Origin of the sequence: Archangium violaceum, from assembly GCF_016887565.1 — a bacterium.
GTDB classification, from domain to species: domain Bacteria; phylum Myxococcota; class Myxococcia; order Myxococcales; family Myxococcaceae; genus Archangium; species Archangium violaceum_B.
The window spans coordinates 1,289,592-1,304,959 of sequence record NZ_CP069396.1; the positions used below are offsets into that span (position 1 = coordinate 1,289,592).

Sequence of the window (15,368 nt, forward strand, 5' to 3'; positions counted from 1 at the left end):
TTGGCCATGGCCACCGACCACGCGCTGGTTATAGAGGGCCCCATGAAAATCGCCATCGTTGGTCCCGGCGCCATCGGCAGCACCTTCGCTTTTCATCTCGCCCGAGCGGGCCATGAAGTGACGGTCGTCGCGCGCGGTGCGCGCCTCGCGCAACTCGAGAAGGAGCGCGCCATCGTCACCACGGATGAGCAGCGCGCACCGGTCGAAGTGAGCGCCGCGCTCAAGCCCACCACCCCGTGGGACCTGGTGCTGGTCACGGTCCTCGAATCACAGGTCGATGCGGTATTGCCCGCGTTGCAACGCAGCGCCGCGAAGCAGGTGATGTTCATGTTCAATACCTTCGCGCCGCTCGACCGGTTGCGCGACGCGGTAGGTGCCAACCGTTTCGTCTTCGGTTTTCCAGCCATCCTCGCCGAGCTCAAGGACGGCAAGCTCCAATCCCAAGTCATCCCTCGCGCGCTCTCCGCGCTGCAGATCACGATCGTCACGGATGAGGCGTGGGCCGCGGTCTTCTCGAAGGCTGGCATTGCCACCGATACGCAGGTCGACATGCACAGCTGGTTGCGCACCCACGCCGCACTGGTGGTACCGGTGATGATTACCTCTTTTCGTGCCTACGAGCGCGGCTCCGGGCTCTCGTGGAACGAATCGCGCGAGCTCGCTTCAGGCATGGCCGAAGGGCTCTCGCTCGTTCGCTCGTTGGGTCATCGGCTGACGCCCTCGAACGTGGCGCTCCTCGACAAATTGCCGGCTCCTGTCCTCACGCTTGGGCTGTGGTTGCTCAGTCGAAACCCCGCGATCGTCGCACTCGGAGGAAAGGGGCCCGGTGAGGCGCGCACGCTGATCGACGCCATGGTTGCTTCCGCGCCGACACGGAGCGCGAGGCTTCGGTCGCTGCGGCCGTGATGCCAGAATCGGGCTCGCATGTCCGGTGGAGGGATGATGGGGCTTGGCGGCGGGAAGAGGGTGGGTGTGTACTACGCGGAGGCTGTATTCCTCCCCTCGCTTGCCTCCGGAAGAGACATGTCGCACACGAAAATCGCCAGGATGGGCCGCTACGTTGTCTTCTATCTCGCCTTCCTGGGCATCTTCAGCGCGCTCTCTCCGTACATCATCCCGAAGGCGTTCTACGACCAGATCATGGTGGTGCTCTACGGGAGCCAGATCGCGACCGAGATGATCCCCAAGCAGTTCGAGTGGCCCATCCAGAACATGCTCCACCGGCTGGGTGGCACCCTCTACATGGTGATGGGGGTGTTGCAGTTCAACAAGACCTTCCGGGCCCGCCGCCCGCGGGTGCACCGCTGGGTGGGCCGGGCCTTCATCCTCTTGAGCTTCACCGCCGCCATCTCGGGGGGGACCATGGCGTATACGCACGGCATGGCCGGGACCGTCGAGCTGGTGCCGAGCATCGTCTTCGGCGTGCTGATGATCCTCTTCACGGCCAGGGCATACCTCTCCGCGCGCAAGCGCGAGTTCGCCCAGCACCGCGAGTGGATGATCCGCAGTTTCTCCATCGGCCTGGGCGTCGCGACGATTCGCATCCTCTACGGGGTGGGCATCGCGACCACGTCGCTGACGCCGACCCAGCTCATCGGGGTGACCTTCTGGTCGGGCTGGCTCGTGACGATGGCCGCGGGGGAGTGGTGGATCCACCAGACGCGGCCGGCGCGGCGGCTCGACGTGGAGGCACAGCCCGTTTCGCCGCAGGGCGCATGAAGCGTGTGCACGCGGGCGTTTGCGCTCCAGGGAGAGGGGAGGCGGCGTCCTCCTTGCCGCCTGGTGGGACATGCGCTCCCTCGCGTCCTCGCGCCTTCAACCCACCCTGGCACTGTCCTCACAGGGCGCGATGCTCGGATCGAGGGGCTCCTTCTCATCGCGATGTCCGGCCGAGAGGGTGAGGTGGGGTCGCTGAGCGCTTCCTGTAGAATGCGCCCCGTCCATGCCCCTCGACCTGACGAGCTACGTCCCCCGCCTGCGAGGAGAGTTCCCGCTCTTCCCGTTGGAAGACGCGCCCTGGAACATCGTGGCGAAGCTGCCCCTGGTGCTTCCCCGGTACCTCCAGCAGTTGGACTCGAAGGATTACGAGGACAGGGCGGGCGTCTACATCCACCGCTCCGCCCGGGTAGAAGACGGAGCCATTCTCAAGGCACCGGTGCTGATCCGAGAAGGTTGCTTCATCGCCGCCCATGCCTACCTGCGCGGCGGTGTCATCCTGGGCCCCCAGGTCACGGTAGGCCCGGGGTGTGAGCTCAAGACCAGCATCATCTCGAGCAGCTCCGTGCTGGCCCACTTCAACTTCGTTGGCGACAGCATCATCGGCCGGAGTGTCAACCTGGAAGCCGGCGCGGTGATCGCCAATCACTGGAACGAGCGGACGGACAAGACCATCCGCGTCCGCATCAACGGACAGAAGATCAGCACGGGCTGCACCAAGTTCGGTGCGCTGCTCGGCGATGGGGTGCGCATCGGCGCCAATGCCGTCCTGTCCCCCGGTACCCTCCTCGCAGCCGGCGCGGTGGTGGGCCGGCTGCAACTCGTCGAGCAGGATGGGGCGGAGCCTCGAGGATAGGCTTCCTGGCTTACGGAGGGCCGTAGCCCTGGCGGAGGGAGTTCAGCTCCACCGCGGTGGCGTAGATCTGCGCCCAGCTCCGGTACTTCCAGCGGTCCGCCAGCCCCTTCTGGTCGTTGGCGTAGTGGAAGAGGTCTTCGCGGAAGAGTGCGTCCGCGGCCTTGCGCGCCTCCGGTCCGAGCGGCGTGCCCTTGCGCTCGTAGTACCGCAGCAGGTCGTAGCCGTAATCGTGCGTCTTGGCCGCGGGGTCGAACTCCTTGTCCGGGCCAATCTTTCCAGGAGCGGAAGCGGAGCCGAATGGGTCCTGCATCCGAGTCCCGTGCCGGGTCTGAACGGTGTTGGGCGTGTAGCCCATCACCTTCGCGAAGTCCGCGGGCGGGGGGCGGGCACCGGTGAGGTAGTCCCGCATCAGCTTGCCATGGTCACCCGCGGGCGCCGCCGCGATCTTCGCCGTGCGCTGCACCGTCGGCGCACCCGTGGTGAAGGAATCGCGCAGGTGGCTCGGAGTCTCGGGCGTGGCGGGCTGGGGGGGCGCGGACGGTCCGGGGCGGGAGGTCAGCGGACGGAGGAGGGGGGCGCGATCATTTCGGATGATCATGACGGTCGGGGGCGAGGGCTTTTCTCTATTCTCGTAAAAGGCGGGTGCGCGGTTGCGCGTGGGCGCTCGCCGCACCGCGTAGGAGGGAGGAACCACCATGGGAGAGCGCGAGTACCAGGACGGAATGGCCCGGCTGGAGGCGGGAGACGTGGAGGAGGGGCGCAGGCTGCTGGAGGCGGCCTTGAGGGCCTCGCCCGGGTCGGTGGAGGTGATGCACGGTCTGGCGCGGGCGCTGGATCTGGCGGGGGAGCGCGGTCAGGCACGGGCGTTGTTGGAACGGGCCCATGCCCAGGCGCCGGGCGAGCCGGGGCCCGCGTGTGACCTGGCGATGCTGTACCTGGAGGAGGAGGAGGGGACCCGGGCGGAGCGTGTCCTGGCCCCCGTGCTGGCGGCTCACCCGGAGCACCCGCGCGCCAACCTCTGCATGGCGATGGCCTTGGCGAAGGCGCAACCGGAGCGCGCGCGCGGGCACGTGGTCAAGGCACTCCAGGAGACGGAGCCCGAAGGACGGCGGCAGGCCGAGGCGCTCCGGCGCGTGCTGGGTGCCTGAGGAGGTGGGCGCTCGTGGCGGAAGTGCCTGAGCTTCCTCCTGTTCTACACGAGGGGGTGCAATGACGAGTCGGCCCGGCTGGGCAGCCAGCGGATTTTCTGCCCGCGTTCCTGGGGAAAAGACCCTCACCCCAGCCCTCTCCCAGAGGGAGAGGGAGCGGCCAGTGCTCAACGCCCACTTGCAAGCCATCATTTCCCCGCCGTCTCTTGTCGGTGCGAGGCCAGGAACTCGGCGACGAAATCGAGGTACTTGCGGATGGCCTGCTCGGGATTTCCACCGCAGTCTCGCAGGTATTTAGCTTCCCAGCCTTCCGTAGGGAATTCACCTCTATCCCGTAGCCACTCTCGAAATTGGCTATACTCGACATCATTTACACCCTGGTCGAGCTGGCACATGTGGTAGCCAACGATGAGTCCTTGAAAGCGATCCACATTGGGCTCCCCAATATGCATGCCCAAGCGCCCGGCTTGTGCATCTCGGCGGACTCGCATCAGATAATCGAGCAGCATGCTGGGAACTTTGGAGGCCTTAGGGGCAGAAGTCATGGGAGTTCTGGGGCGCTTGTTCTCAGGGACTCTTGACGATCTGCCAATCAACGCCAGCAATCGCGTGAAGTCTGGCGAGATAGTCCGACAGCTTCATTCCGAGCGGACCTGTGTAGGCATCACGAATCAGGTCCCCCACTTTGACTGCGACGTGGTAGCCAGTTCGCGTTACGGACGTGTTCTTACCGTTCACCAGATCGAACGTCATGTAGTCGATTCCATTCCTGGCCCTGAACGCGATGTACTCGGGCTTCTGGTCGAGCCGGTCGTAGGCCATGTAGATGGTGCGTGCCACCTCCTGGCACTTGCCGACGACCTGGCTTGCCGCGCTGTAGGCCGTCTGTAGATTCGTCAGCCACGTTGGAGCCTGGCGGCCCGTGTCCGCTTCGTACGCGACGATGGCCGCTGAGACGTCACCACGAGCCAGCGCCGCCACCAGTCTGGCGCGTGTGGACTCCATGATGGTGGGCACGGCACGTGCCGCCGTGGACATCACGGGACTGGATGCCTGGGCGAGGAGTACGGGCGGCTCCGCCGTGCTGGGGGCGGCGCACAGGCAGAGCATCAACCAGAAGGCGAGCGGGATATTCGACTCACGAGGACCCTTCATGTGGGCATGATACCGGGCTTCTCCGAAGTGGAAGGCTCAGCACCGGAAGGCGCCAGAATCGCTAGAGTCGTGCCCGCCATGCCTCCTCGCGCACCCCTCGTCCACATCCACGACCATGCCCTGCCCGACGCGGACTTCGCCCGCCTGTGGCGCAAGGTCCGCGCCCTGGGCACCGAGCGTCTGCGCCAGACCTACCAGACGACGTTCTGGTTCGACCTCGGCCAGCCCTCCAACATCGTGGAGCAGGTGATTCTGGAACTGCGCCCGCGTGTGCCCCCGCGCCGAGGCCTCGCCGGCGTCGAGTGGTGGTTCTCCCGCATGCGCACCACGGACGTGCAGGTGGACTTCCACCAGGACCGCGACGAGAAGCTCGCCCTGCGCGGCGGCCCGCTCGTGCACCCACGCTTCACCTCCCTGCTGTTCATGAACAGCGTCCGCGGTGGGGCGCTCGCGGTGACGAAGGCCCTGCCCTGCGAGGACAACCCCTCACTGGCTCCCGACACCAGCGACTTCGACCTCGCGATGCCCAGGCCCAACCGCTTCGTCTACTTCCGGGGCGATCTCACCCACGGCGTGCTCGACGCGGACAACCAGATTCCCAACGGGAAGCTGCCGGGCAGCTCGCGGTTGCGCGTCACCCTGGTGATGAACTGGTGGGCCCAGCGCCCCACGGACATCCCCACCTTCGCCGAGTCCAAGGTGTACCGCTCCCTCGCGCTCGCGCCGCGCGCCCCTGGTGCGCGGCCTACTTCCGCGGGTCGGAGGCGATGAAGAAGACCGAGGCCGCGCCCACCACCAGTGCCGCGCCTCCCGCGTACACCCAGGGGCTCTCGTACCAGGGCTTCTGCTCGATGACGGCGAGCTGCAACGGCGCCAACGGGTTGGCCGCCCGCGCCACCGTGTTGCCCTGGGCGTCGAGCGCCTCGACGAAGTACCACGCGGTGAACGAGGCCTCGCGGCTGGGGGAGGGCAGCTCGCCCTCGCACGTGCCCTCCTGGCACTCCATGGGCGCGGCGCGGTAGGGGCCCCCAGGAACCAGGGCGTGGCGCAGCATCACCTGGCTCGCCCTGCCCTGCGGGTCCCTCAAGGTGGCTCGCACCTGCTTCGGGCGGCTCGCGTCCTCGCGCGGCAGCAGCTCCAGCCGGGGCCGGGCGGCCAACATCGCGCGCACCCGCTCCACCAGATCCTTGTGCTTCTGCGGGGCGTCGGCGGGAGGCCGCACCCAGGCGTCCAGCTCCAGTGCCTCGCTGGTGCGCTGCTCGGCGTTCACCGTGTCGTCCAGCAGCAGGTGGATGAAGCCCAGCTCCAGCAGGGCCTGGGCGCGCTCGGCCGTGGGGCGGTTCGGCTGGCCGAGGTAGCGCTGGTACTCGACGACGGCCTCCTCGTAGCGCAGGGCGCTGGCGAGCGCTCGCGCCTGGGCGAGGTCCGCCTGGGCCTCTCCGGGCGCGGGGGCCTGGGCGAGCACGAGGGAAGACGCGGCGCGCGAGGGCACGCCGGGAGCGGCGGTGGCGAGGGCGAGAATCGTGAGCGAGAGCACCGCCCCCGAGCCTACCCGGGCTCCCGGGACTTGTCAGACCGGTGCGCTAGGAATCTCCCCGCGGGCCGGTCGTCGGGGGGGCCCGAACCGCGTGTCGTCGAGGGGAGCCGGGTCCGGGCGGGTCTCGGGCCCGGCTCCTCCACTTCGCCTCAGAGGCCGCCGGGGCCCAGCGCGCCTTCCAGCCCCTGGAAGGGTTTGGTGACGACGGCGTGCAGGACGACGTCCCGCAGCTCGATGTTCAGCGGCAGCGCCTCGCCGATGGTCGCGCGCGTCACCGTGTTGCTGACGATGACCCAGATGCGCTTCTGGCCGATGGCCTTCACCAGCCCCGGCGTGTCGATGACCACCGGCGTGCTCGTGTTGGGCGCGAAGTTGCGCGGGGCCAGCAGCACCTCGGCGGTGGCGTAGTACGGGGGCAGGTTCTGGTCGGTGTAGGTGATGGGCTCGTCCGGCGTGGCGGTGCCGGTGAAGGACAGCCGCGCGGACGTCTCCAGCGTGAACGCCTTCGAGGGGTTGTGCACCGTGAGCGTGGCGGTGATCTCCTTCACGGTGACGTCCAGCCCCTGCGTCTCGAGGGGCAGGTCGATGGCCACCTCGGCGTAGACGGGTTTGAGCACCGAGGTGATGGGGATGGTCTGCGACATGGGCTCCGTCTCCACGGCGACCTCGGCGGAGCACGCGGAGAGCAGGAGCGGGCAGAGCAGGGCGAGGAGCTGGCGTCTCATCGGAAGGTCCAGGACAGGTCGAAGGCGGGGACGACGGGGATGCGGCCGTCGTTGTAGGGGAGCATGGGCTCGGTCAGGTCCACGTAGGCGGCTCCGAGCGAGAGGCCGAGGTTCTCTCCGGCGTAGCGGATGCCGGCCGCGCCGCGCAGGGGCAGGCCCTCGCGCAGCACGGTGCCGAACTCCCCCACGATGGACCAGTTGCCGGCGACGTTGACCACCACCGCGCCCGTCACCGAGGTGGAGGCGGTCTGGTAGCGGGAGTGACGCGCCTCGGCCTGCACCAGCACCCGGCCGAGCGACACGCCGTACAGCGCGTAGAAGCTGGGCCCGCTGAAGCTGGCGTCGTAGCGCTTCACCGCGGGCTCCTGGGAGGTGACGACGTCGGAGAGGAGCGAGGCGCCCATGAACTTCGCGTAGCGCGCGCCGACGACGAAGCGGTGGGGCCCCGCTTCCAGCCCCCAGCGCAGGCCCAGGTTGGGCGTGAGCGCCAGGTCCGCCAGGACGGAGGTGTCCAGCGCGAAGCCCAGGGCCAGCGGCAGTGCCGAGCGCTGCAGGCCGATGACGGGGTACTTGATGGCGGCGGCCTCGTCGGTGGTGAGCAGCCGCGCGTTGCCGGCGCGAGCCTCCGCCGGCTGGAGGAGGGCGACGAGCGCCCAGAGGACGAGCCCGGCCGCGACGGGACGGCACAGGCGGGGGGATGTGTGTCGAGGTTTCAACCCACTCACTCCTTGAGAGGACGGGGAGGGCTCCGATGTACCGCGCCCGGGCCCGCTTTGTCATACGCACTCCCGGTGTAGGCCCGTGCATGAGGGCGCTTCCCCGCCGGGGAGGCAGCCACTCCCGCCGCACGTTCACCTTGCGAAGTACCCCGGCCGGGCATATTCGGTGAATTGTATGGGCTCCCATACAAATCGCGAGGACGTCCAGACGGTGATGGACGCCATCCGGCGCATCGTGCGTCTGCTGCGCGTGTCGGCTCGCGCCTCCGAGGGGCTCGTCGGCATCAGCGGCGCCCAGCTCTTCGTGCTCCAACAACTCGCCGAGGCGGGCACGTGCTCCATCAACGAGCTGGCCGAGCGCACCTTCACGCACCAGAGCTCGGTCTCGGTGGTGGTGAGCCGGCTCATCGAGCGGGGACTGGTGTCCCGGAAGCCCTCGGAGGTGGACGGGAGGCGGGTGGATATCTCCCTGACGCCCGAGGGCCGGGAGCTGATGCGCAGCGCTCCGCCGATGGCCCAGGCCCGGCTCATCTCCGGGTTGCGGAAGCTGGAGCCCACGAAGCGCGCCGCGCTCGCCGAGGGACTCGCCACGCTGGTGCGCGAGCTCGGCCTGGACGCGGAGGCCGCTCCACTCTTTTTCGAGGACGAGGCGCCCCCGCGGCGCCGTCAGGGGAAACGACACCATGAAGAAACCTGAGCTCACCTCGGTCTCCGAGGGCACTGGCGACCGCGAGTCCCTGCCGGTCGCGCCCTCCATGGGGCCCACGCTGGAGAACGAGCCGCGTGCACCCCTGGCCACGGGGCCGATGGATGGACGCGTGGTGGTCATCAGCGGCCTGTGCATCCTCATCGCCATCGCCGCGGGGCTGGTGGCCCAGTTGCTCGGAGCGCTCATCGCGCTCATCACCAACCTGGCCTTCTACGGCCGGCTCTCCCTCCAGGAGGTGTCCCCGGCGGACCACACGCTGGGGCTCTGGGTACTCGTCATCCCCGTGCTCGGCGCGCTCGTGGTGGGGGTGATGGCGCGTTACGGCTCCAAGGCCATCCGCGGCCACGGCATCCCCGAGGCCATGGAGCAGGTGCTGCTCAACCGCAGCCGGATTCCGCCGCGGGTGACGTTCCTCAAGCCGCTGTCGTCGGCGGTGGCCATCGGCACGGGCGGGCCGTTCGGCGCAGAGGGCCCCATCATCGCCACCGGCGGCGCGATGGGCTCGTTCCTGGGCCAGGTGCTGAAGGTGACGGCGGACGAGCGCAAGGTGCTGCTGGCGGCGGGCGCCGGGGCGGGCATGGCGGCCACCTTCGGCGCGCCCGTGTCGGCGGTGCTGCTCGCCATCGAGCTGCTGCTCTTCGAGTTCCGCCCGCGCTCGGTCATCCCGGTGGCGCTGGCCACCTCCACGGCCACGGCGGTGCGCATGGCCTTCGTCGGAGGGGCGCCGGCCTTCGACATGCCGGACGTGGCGGCGCCGGGTGGAGGCGCGTTGGCCTTCTACATCGGCATGGGCGCGCTCATCGGCGTGGCCTCCGTCATCGCCACGCGGGCCGTGTACCGCATCGAGGACGCCTTCGAGAAGCTGCCCATCCATTGGATGTGGTGGCCGGCGCTCGGCGCCATCGCCGTGGGCGTGGTGGGGTATTTCGAGCCGCGCACGCTGGGCGTGGGCTACTCCAACATCGAGGCCATCATCTCCGGCCGGCTCGTGGGCACGGCGGCGCTCGTCTTCTGCCTGCTGAAGTTCACCTCCTGGTCCATCGCGCTGGGCAGCGGCACGTCGGGCGGTACGCTGGCGCCGCTGTTCACCATCGGAGGCGGGCTGGGCTCGGCGCTGGGCGCGCTGGCGGTGTGGCTGGTGCCGGGGCTGGGCGTGGACGTGCGCATCGCGGCGCTGGTGGGCATGGCGGCCATCTTCGCCGGGGCCTCGCGCGCGCTGCTGACCTCGGTGGTGTTCGCCTTCGAGACGACGCGTCAGCCCCTGGGCCTGCTGCCCCTGCTGGGCGGCTGCGCGGCGGCCTACCTGGTCTCGTCGCTGCTCATGCGCCACTCCATCATGACGGAGAAGCTGGCCCGGCGCGGGGCACGGGTGCCCTTCGAGTACTCGGCGGACGTGCTGGCCAACACGCTGGTGAGCGCGCACGGGCTGCGGCCGGTGGTGACGCTCACGGCGGATGACACCGTGGCCTCGGCGCGGGCGTGGCTCGCCACGGGAGGCGAGGGTACCCGGCACCAGGGCTTCCCGGTGGTGGATGGCACGGGGCGGCTGGTGGGCGTCATCACCCGGCGCGAGCTGTTGGAGGGCGAGCCGGTGGCGGGGCGGCGCGTGCGGGAGCTCATCCGCAAGCCCCCAGCGGTCGTCTTCGAGGACAGCACGCTGCGCGAGGCGGCGGACCACATGGTGCGCGAGGACGTGGGGCGGTTGCCGGTGGTGACGCGGCGGGAGCCGTGGAAGGTGGTGGGCATCCTCACGCGGAGCGATCTGCTGGCCGCGCACCGGCGGCGGCTGGAGGAGGCGCACCAGGCCGAGCAGGGCATCGGAGGTGGCCGTCCGCCCTCGAGGCCCCAGTCCCCCCTGCCGGTATGAGTGGCATCCCCCATGACGCGCACCCGCGGGTGCTGGCGCTGCTGCGGCGATACGGCTGGAACGCGACGTCCTTCCAGGTGCTGGAGCCAGGGTACTCGTACTGGTTCGACGGCGAGGACGCGTGCGTGGCGTACGTGGACACGGGCGGGGCCTGGGTGGTGGCCGGTGCTCCCATCGCCCCCGAGGAGCGCCTCGCCGAGGTGGCGGAGCGCTTCGAGGCGCACGCGGCCGCGTCGGGCCGGCGCCTGTGCTTCTTCGCCACCGAGCAGCGCATGCTGGAGGCCGCCGCGCTGAGGGGACTGTCCATCGGCGAGCAGCCCGTGTGGGACCCGAGGCGGTGGGAGGAGGGCGTGCGCGAGAGCCGGAGCCTGCGCGAGCAGCTGCGCCGCGCGCGGGCCAAGGGCGTGAGGATTCGCGAGGTGACTCCCGCCGAGCTGAAGGACCCCGGCCACCCGATGCGGGCGGGGGTGGACCGGCTGATGGAGCGCTGGCTGCGCTCCCGCCGCATGGCGCCGATGGGCTTCCTGGTGCAGCTCTCCCCGTACGCCTGGGCCGAGGAGCGCCGCTCCTTCGTGGCGGAGCGGGACGGGGAGGTGGTGGCCTTCCTGTCGGCGGTGCCGGTGTACGCGCGCAACGGCTGGTTCGTGCAGCACCTGATGCGGGACAGGAAGGCGCCCAACGGCACCGCGGAGCTGCTGGTGGACGCGGTGATGCGCGCGGCGGCGGAGGAGGGCCGGAGCTATCTGACGCTGGGGCTCGCTCCCCTGGCGGGCGCGGTGGCCGGCTGGCTGCGCGCGGCCCGGGTGGTCGGCACGCCCCTCTATGACTTCGAGGGCCTCCGGTCCTTCAAGGCCCGGCTGCGCCCGCACGCGTGGGACCGCATCCACCTGGCCTGGCCCGCGCGGCGCTCCACGCCCTGGCCCTGGCCGTTGTACGACGCCCTCACCGCCTTCGCCCGGGGCAGCCTCGCGCGCTTCGGCGTGGCCACGCTCCTGCTCCGGCCCCTGCTGCTCGTCTGGCTGCTCGCCGTGCTGCTGGTGCCCTGGACGGTGCTGCTCGCGCTGCCGGCCAACGCGCCCCGCTTCCCCTCACCACTCGTGCAGTGGGGCTGGGTGCTCTTCGACGTGGGGCTGACGGTGGCGCTCTTCTCGCTCGTCCGCCACTGGCGCAAGTGGCTCGCCACGCTGCTGGCCTCGGTCATCACCGGGGATGCGTGCCTCACGCTCCTCGAGGCACTCCTCTACAACGCCCCTCGCGCACGAGGGCCCGGCGACTGGCTCGTCATGTTCGTGGCGGTGCTCGCTCCGGCCACGGCGGCGGTGCTGCTCTTCTGGGCGCGCCGCCACCCGACACTCGAGCACGTCTGAGCCTTCATCTGTTCGGAAGGGATTCGTCCTCGGGCGGCACGGGCGTGGGCGCGGGCGCGAGGTACACGTCCCGGCCCTGCACGCGCGCCACTCCGTGGTAGCGCACCATGTAGTCCCGTCGGGCGGGCCATCCCTGCTCCAGCTCGAAGTGGGTCTCCCCCACGTTCGCCACCGTGCCGAGCTTCCGGCCTTCCAGGTCCCTGACCGTCATGCCTTCCTGGATGTCATCCGGGCTGATCATCGCCGTCCCTCAATCATGGTCGTCCCTCACGGATTCGTTCCCCCTCGTCCCCTACATGTCGTGTCTCCCAGGGGAGAAAACACTCGGGGGCGCGCGCCTCGATCGGTACTCGTCCCCTCCCACGGGGAGGGAGCAGCGCCCGTCCATCTCGGCGGAGGAGGGGACGGGCGGCCAGCGGAGCCGGTCACACCCCGTGGTCTCCCCCTACCTTTCTCACCGAGGTCTCATGACGCACGGGGGTGATGTCCATGGCGCAGGCGCAAGCCCAGAGGTTGGACGCGCTCAGGATTGACCGTTCGGCCCACCCCCGGCGGAGACTGGGACGCCGGTGGCTCTGGTGGGGAGCGCTCGCCGTCGTGCTCGCCCTGGTGGTGGGCGCGCTGGTGGTGGGCCGTGCCCCCAGCGTGCGCGTGGCCGAGGTCCGTGAGGCCCGCCCCGGCGAGCAGCAGACCGAGCTCTCCGCCGCTGGTTTCGTCGCCTCGCGTCGGCGCTCCGTCATCGCGCCCCAGGTGGCGGGCCGCCTCGTGGAGGTGGCGGTGGAGGAGGGCGATGCGGTGAAGAAGGGGCAGGTGCTCGCCCGCCTGGATGACCGGGACGCCCGTGTGACGGCCGCGCGGGCCCGTGCGGAGCTCCAGGCGGCCTACCAGCGGCTCCTCGCCGCGCGGGCCACGGCGACCCGGGCGCGGAGTGACCTGGTCCGGGCCGAGCGGCTGGCGCAGGCGCAGGTCATCACCCGGGCGAGCTTGGAGGAGTCGCAGGCGCTCGCCCAGGCCTCCTCCGCCGAGGAGCTGGCCGCGAGTGCCCAGCTCACCGCGGCCCAGCGCGCGGTGGAGGCCGCGGAGCTGCAGCTGTCCCATACCGTGGTGCGGGCGCCCTTCCAGGGCACGGTGGTGCGCAAGCTGGCGGATGAGGGCGCGGTGCTCGCGCCCGCCGCGCTCGAGCAGGAGAACATCGGCGGCATCGTCGAGCTGGTGGACCTGGGGGCGCTCGAGGTGGAGGCCGAGGTCAGCGAGGAGCAACTGCCGCGCATCGAGGTGGGGCAGCCCGCGCTCATCTTCCTGGATGCGTACCCGGACCAGGCCTTCGCCGGAGAGGTGCGCTCGGTGCGCCCGGCCATCGACCGCTCCAAGGCCACCGCCGACGTGAACGTGGCATTCGACGAGATACCTCCGGGCGCGCTGCCGGACATGGGCTCGCGGGTGGCCTTCCTGAAGGAGGAGCTGTCCCCGGAGGCGCTCACGAAGAAGGACGGGGCGCTGCGAGTGCCGGCCTCGGCGGTGGTGCCGAGCGAGGGGCAGTCCGTGGTGTGGGTTGTGCAGGACGGGCGGCTGAAGCGCCAGCCGGTGCAGGTGGTGGAGAAGGTGGGGGACGAGGTGGCGCTGGCTCAGGGGCCGAAGCCGGGGACGCAGGTGGTGGTGTCGCCGGACGAGCGGTTGCGCACGGGGCGCAAGGTGAAGGTGCTGACGGAGGGCGGATGAGCACCGTGCCACTGGAAGTGACGCCTCCCATCATCCGGCTCCGGGGGGTCTCCAAGTCCTACCGGCGCGGCGACCTCGTCGTGCCCGTGCTGGAGGGGGTGAACCTGGACATCGAGACGGGGGCCTTCGAGGCCTTCATGGGCCCGTCCGGCTCGGGCAAGTCCACGCTGCTCAACCTCATCTCCGGATTGGACCGGCCCACCTCGGGGGTGGTGGAGGTGGGCGGGCACGACCTGGCGCGCATGAGCGACAAGGAGCTGTCCGACTGGCGCGCGGGCCACGTGGGCTTCGTCTTCCAGATGTACAACCTGCTGCCCGTGCTCACGGCGGCGGAGAACGTGGAGCTGCCGCTGCTGCTCTCACCGCTCTCGCGCTCGGAGCGTCGCGAGCACGTGGCCGCCGCGCTGGGGGTGGTGGGCCTGGGGCACCGGATGAGCCACCGCCCGCCGCAGCTGTCCGGAGGCGAGCAGCAGCGGGTGGCGATCGCCCGGGCCATCGTCACGGACCCGGACCTGCTCATCGCGGACGAGCCCACGGGAGACCTGGACCGCAAGTCTGCCGAGCAGGTGTTGGACCTCTTCGCGCTGCTGCACCACGAGCTGCACAAGACGCTGGTGATGGTGACGCACGATCCGCATGCCGCCGAGCGGGCGGACCTGGTGCGGCACCTGGAGAAGGGGCTGCTGCAATGACGTTCGGGCGGCTCGTCTGGAAGGACCTGCTGCGCAACCCCTTGAGGCTGGGCCTCACGGTGCTGGCGGGGGCGGTGGGGGTGATGGCCTTCATCTTCCTGCGCACGGTGGTGGACCTGTTCTACGTGGGGGCGGCGGCGGCGCAGGCGGACCGCCTCTTCACCCGTAGCAAGGCGTCCATCACGGAGGACCTGCCGCTGTCCTATCTGCCGCGCATCGCCGCGGTGCCCGGCGTGAGCGACATCACCTTCTATGGCTTCTTCGGCGGGAGGTATGGCGAGTCGCAGAAGGACTTCTTCGGCTCGGCCTTCGTGGACCCGCCCTCCTTCATGAAGGTGTTCGACGAGGTGGCCGTGCCTCCGGAGCAGGTGGCGGCCTTCACGGCGGACCCGTGCGGTGCGCTCATCGGGAAGGACCTGGCGGCGCGTTACGGCTGGAAGGTGGGAGAGCGGGTGACGCTCAAGGGCACCATCTATCCGGGTGATTGGACCTTCACCGTGCGCGGCATCTACGACGTGCGCAGCGGCGGCATGGACACCGCCACGTTCTTCTTCGGCTTCCGCTGCCTCAACGAGAAGATGCCGGAGGATCGGAAGGACCGGGTGGGGGCCTTCATGATCCGGGTGGAGGATCCGTCGCGCTCGGCGCTGGTGTCCTCGACGGTGGACGCCATGTTCGCCAACAGCCCGTACCCCACGCGCACCGAGAGCGAGCGCGCGGCCACGCTGGGCTTCATCTCCATGCTGTCGGCCATCATCACCGCGGTGCAGGTGGTGTCCACCGTCATCCTGCTCATCATCCTGCTGGTCATCGGCAACACGCTGGCCATGAGCGTGCGCGAGCGCACGCGCGACCTGGCGACGCTTCGGGCCATGGGCTTCAAGAGTGGACGGGTGGTGATGCTCGTCCTGTTCGAGTCGCTCGTCATCGGTCTGGCCTCGGCCGCGCTGGGGGTGCTCATCGCCCCGCAGCTCATCCAGGGCTTCATCGGGGCGGTGGGCTCGCAGCTGGGCGGCATCCCCAAGGACTTCATGCGCGAGAGCACGCTGCTGCTCGGGGCGCTGGCGGCACTGGGGGTGTCGCTGTTGGCCGGGGCGATTCCAGCGATGCGGGCCGTGCGCATTCCCGTGGCCGAGGGGCTGAGGAAGGTGGCCTGAG

At 69.9% G+C, this 15,368-nt stretch carries 18 protein-coding genes; 11 read left to right on the forward strand and 7 right to left on the reverse strand.

The genetic code is table 11. The features are described from left to right. Window positions 1-42 precede the first annotated feature (42 nt). The 3 genes from JRI60_RS05495 (at window position 43) to JRI60_RS05505 (ending at window position 2,572) form a co-directional block, all read left to right on the forward strand. Window positions 43-906, forward strand: a complete 864-nt coding sequence (locus JRI60_RS05495; RefSeq protein ID WP_204224805.1) for a ketopantoate reductase family protein — start codon at window positions 43-45, stop codon at window positions 904-906. 117 nt (window positions 907-1,023) lie between these two features. Next, complete coding sequence (locus JRI60_RS05500; RefSeq protein ID WP_204224806.1) at window positions 1,024-1,719, forward strand: DUF2306 domain-containing protein; 696 nt, start codon at window positions 1,024-1,026, stop codon at window positions 1,717-1,719. Window positions 1,720-1,942: 223 nt separating this feature from the next. Further along, on the forward strand, window positions 1,943-2,572 hold the full coding sequence (locus tag JRI60_RS05505) for a hypothetical protein (protein WP_204224807.1): 630 nt from the start codon (window positions 1,943-1,945) through the stop codon (window positions 2,570-2,572). A gap of 10 nt (window positions 2,573-2,582) precedes the next feature. Here the strand turns inward: JRI60_RS05505 and JRI60_RS05510 are convergent, their stop codons facing one another. Next, window positions 2,583-3,170, reverse strand: a complete 588-nt coding sequence (locus JRI60_RS05510) for a hypothetical protein (protein WP_204224808.1) — start codon at window positions 3,168-3,170, stop codon at window positions 2,583-2,585. 97 nt (window positions 3,171-3,267) lie between these two features. On the opposite strand from JRI60_RS05510, the gene JRI60_RS05515 reads away from it, so the two are divergent. Continuing rightward, a complete protein-coding gene (locus JRI60_RS05515; protein ID WP_204224809.1) occupies window positions 3,268-3,720 on the forward strand; it encodes a tetratricopeptide repeat protein in 453 nt (150 codons plus the stop codon). Window positions 3,721-3,908: 188 nt separating this feature from the next. Here JRI60_RS05515 and JRI60_RS05520 read toward each other — a convergent pair whose 3' ends face one another. Continuing rightward, a complete protein-coding gene (locus tag JRI60_RS05520) occupies window positions 3,909-4,229 on the reverse strand; it encodes a hypothetical protein (protein WP_204224810.1) in 321 nt (106 codons plus the stop codon). Between the two features lie 58 nt (window positions 4,230-4,287). Then, window positions 4,288-4,875 (reverse strand): hypothetical protein, encoded by a 588-nt coding sequence (locus JRI60_RS05525; RefSeq protein WP_204224811.1) that lies wholly within the window; start codon window positions 4,873-4,875, stop codon window positions 4,288-4,290. Between the two features lie 78 nt (window positions 4,876-4,953). On the opposite strand from JRI60_RS05525, the gene JRI60_RS05530 reads away from it, so the two are divergent. Next, window positions 4,954-5,646: a hypothetical protein gene (locus tag JRI60_RS05530; RefSeq protein ID WP_204224812.1), complete on the forward strand. Its 693-nt coding sequence runs from the start codon at window positions 4,954-4,956 to the stop codon at window positions 5,644-5,646. Here the strand turns inward: JRI60_RS05530 and JRI60_RS05535 are convergent. The 3 genes from JRI60_RS05535 to JRI60_RS05545 all read right to left on the reverse strand — a co-directional run bounded on the left by JRI60_RS05535 (window position 5,621) and on the right by JRI60_RS05545 (window position 7,853). Then, entirely contained in the window at window positions 5,621-6,412 is a 792-nt protein-coding gene (locus JRI60_RS05535) for a hypothetical protein (RefSeq protein ID WP_204224813.1), read from the reverse strand. The two genes, JRI60_RS05530 and JRI60_RS05535, sit on opposite strands and share 26 nt — an antisense overlap. A 149-nt stretch (window positions 6,413-6,561) precedes the next feature. Then, window positions 6,562-7,137, reverse strand: coding sequence for a hypothetical protein (locus tag JRI60_RS05540; protein WP_204224814.1), 576 nt, complete (start codon window positions 7,135-7,137; stop codon window positions 6,562-6,564). Beyond that, the gene (locus tag JRI60_RS05545) at window positions 7,134-7,853 is read right to left on the reverse strand and encodes a hypothetical protein (RefSeq protein ID WP_204224815.1); all 720 of its coding nucleotides are present in this window, start codon (window positions 7,851-7,853) and stop codon (window positions 7,134-7,136) included. The genes JRI60_RS05540 and JRI60_RS05545 overlap by 4 nt, the downstream gene beginning before the upstream one ends. Before the next feature lie 178 nt (window positions 7,854-8,031). Here JRI60_RS05545 and JRI60_RS05550 point away from each other — a divergent pair, with 178 nt between their 5' ends. From JRI60_RS05550 to JRI60_RS05560, 3 genes are read left to right on the forward strand one after another with little or no spacing between them, the layout of a single operon-like run. Beyond that, a complete protein-coding gene (locus JRI60_RS05550) occupies window positions 8,032-8,553 on the forward strand; it encodes a MarR family winged helix-turn-helix transcriptional regulator (RefSeq protein ID WP_239470363.1) in 522 nt (173 codons plus the stop codon). Further along, window positions 8,540-10,432, forward strand: a complete 1,893-nt coding sequence (locus tag JRI60_RS05555; protein WP_204224816.1) for a chloride channel protein — start codon at window positions 8,540-8,542, stop codon at window positions 10,430-10,432. The genes JRI60_RS05550 and JRI60_RS05555 overlap by 14 nt, the downstream gene beginning before the upstream one ends. Then, window positions 10,429-11,799, forward strand: a complete 1,371-nt coding sequence (locus JRI60_RS05560; protein WP_204224817.1) for a DUF2156 domain-containing protein — start codon at window positions 10,429-10,431, stop codon at window positions 11,797-11,799. The genes JRI60_RS05555 and JRI60_RS05560 overlap by 4 nt, the downstream gene beginning before the upstream one ends. 4 nt (window positions 11,800-11,803) lie before the next feature. On the opposite strand, the gene JRI60_RS05565 is transcribed toward JRI60_RS05560, so the two are convergent. After that, window positions 11,804-12,040 (reverse strand): DUF2171 domain-containing protein, encoded by a 237-nt coding sequence (locus JRI60_RS05565; protein WP_204224818.1) that lies wholly within the window; start codon window positions 12,038-12,040, stop codon window positions 11,804-11,806. A 248-nt stretch (window positions 12,041-12,288) separates the two neighbouring features. Here JRI60_RS05565 and JRI60_RS05570 point away from each other — a divergent pair, with 248 nt between their 5' ends. Genes JRI60_RS05570 through JRI60_RS05580 form a run of 3 tightly spaced genes read left to right on the forward strand, consistent with a single transcriptional unit; the run spans window position 12,289 to window position 15,367 of the window. Beyond that, the gene (locus tag JRI60_RS05570) at window positions 12,289-13,518 is read left to right on the forward strand and encodes an efflux RND transporter periplasmic adaptor subunit (protein ID WP_204224819.1); all 1,230 of its coding nucleotides are present in this window, start codon (window positions 12,289-12,291) and stop codon (window positions 13,516-13,518) included. Next, window positions 13,515-14,210, forward strand: coding sequence for an ABC transporter ATP-binding protein (locus JRI60_RS05575; RefSeq protein WP_204224820.1), 696 nt, complete (start codon window positions 13,515-13,517; stop codon window positions 14,208-14,210). Before JRI60_RS05570 ends, JRI60_RS05575 begins: the two co-directional genes overlap by 4 nt. Next, window positions 14,207-15,367: an ABC transporter permease gene (locus tag JRI60_RS05580; RefSeq protein WP_204224821.1), complete on the forward strand. Its 1,161-nt coding sequence runs from the start codon at window positions 14,207-14,209 to the stop codon at window positions 15,365-15,367. Before JRI60_RS05575 ends, JRI60_RS05580 begins: the two co-directional genes overlap by 4 nt. The last annotated feature ends 1 nt before the right edge of the window (window position 15,368 follow it).

Bases quoted from the DNA above. Each gene is read 5' to 3' on its own strand.
- JRI60_RS05495 (WP_204224805.1), top strand. From the start codon at position 43: ATGAAAATCGCCATCGTTGGTCCCGGCGCCATCGGCAGCACCTTCGCT.
- JRI60_RS05500 (WP_204224806.1), top strand. From the start codon at position 1,024: ATGTCGCACACGAAAATCGCCAGGATGGGCCGCTACGTTGTCTTCTAT.
- JRI60_RS05505 (WP_204224807.1), top strand. From the start codon at position 1,943: ATGCCCCTCGACCTGACGAGCTACGTCCCCCGCCTGCGAGGAGAGTTC.
- JRI60_RS05510 (WP_204224808.1), bottom strand. From the start codon at position 3,170: ATGATCATCCGAAATGATCGCGCCCCCCTCCTCCGTCCGCTGACCTCC.
- JRI60_RS05515 (WP_204224809.1), top strand. From the start codon at position 3,268: ATGGGAGAGCGCGAGTACCAGGACGGAATGGCCCGGCTGGAGGCGGGA.
- JRI60_RS05520 (WP_204224810.1), bottom strand. From the start codon at position 4,229: ATGCTGCTCGATTATCTGATGCGAGTCCGCCGAGATGCACAAGCCGGG.
- JRI60_RS05525 (WP_204224811.1), bottom strand. From the start codon at position 4,875: ATGAAGGGTCCTCGTGAGTCGAATATCCCGCTCGCCTTCTGGTTGATG.
- JRI60_RS05530 (WP_204224812.1), top strand. From the start codon at position 4,954: ATGCCTCCTCGCGCACCCCTCGTCCACATCCACGACCATGCCCTGCCC.
- JRI60_RS05540 (WP_204224814.1), bottom strand. From the start codon at position 7,137: ATGAGACGCCAGCTCCTCGCCCTGCTCTGCCCGCTCCTGCTCTCCGCG.
- JRI60_RS05550 (WP_239470363.1), top strand. From the start codon at position 8,032: ATGGGCTCCCATACAAATCGCGAGGACGTCCAGACGGTGATGGACGCC.
- JRI60_RS05555 (WP_204224816.1), top strand. From the start codon at position 8,540: ATGAAGAAACCTGAGCTCACCTCGGTCTCCGAGGGCACTGGCGACCGC.
- JRI60_RS05560 (WP_204224817.1), top strand. From the start codon at position 10,429: ATGAGTGGCATCCCCCATGACGCGCACCCGCGGGTGCTGGCGCTGCTG.
- JRI60_RS05565 (WP_204224818.1), bottom strand. From the start codon at position 12,040: ATGATCAGCCCGGATGACATCCAGGAAGGCATGACGGTCAGGGACCTG.
- JRI60_RS05570 (WP_204224819.1), top strand. From the start codon at position 12,289: ATGGCGCAGGCGCAAGCCCAGAGGTTGGACGCGCTCAGGATTGACCGT.
- JRI60_RS05575 (WP_204224820.1), top strand. From the start codon at position 13,515: ATGAGCACCGTGCCACTGGAAGTGACGCCTCCCATCATCCGGCTCCGG.
- JRI60_RS05580 (WP_204224821.1), top strand. From the start codon at position 14,207: ATGACGTTCGGGCGGCTCGTCTGGAAGGACCTGCTGCGCAACCCCTTG.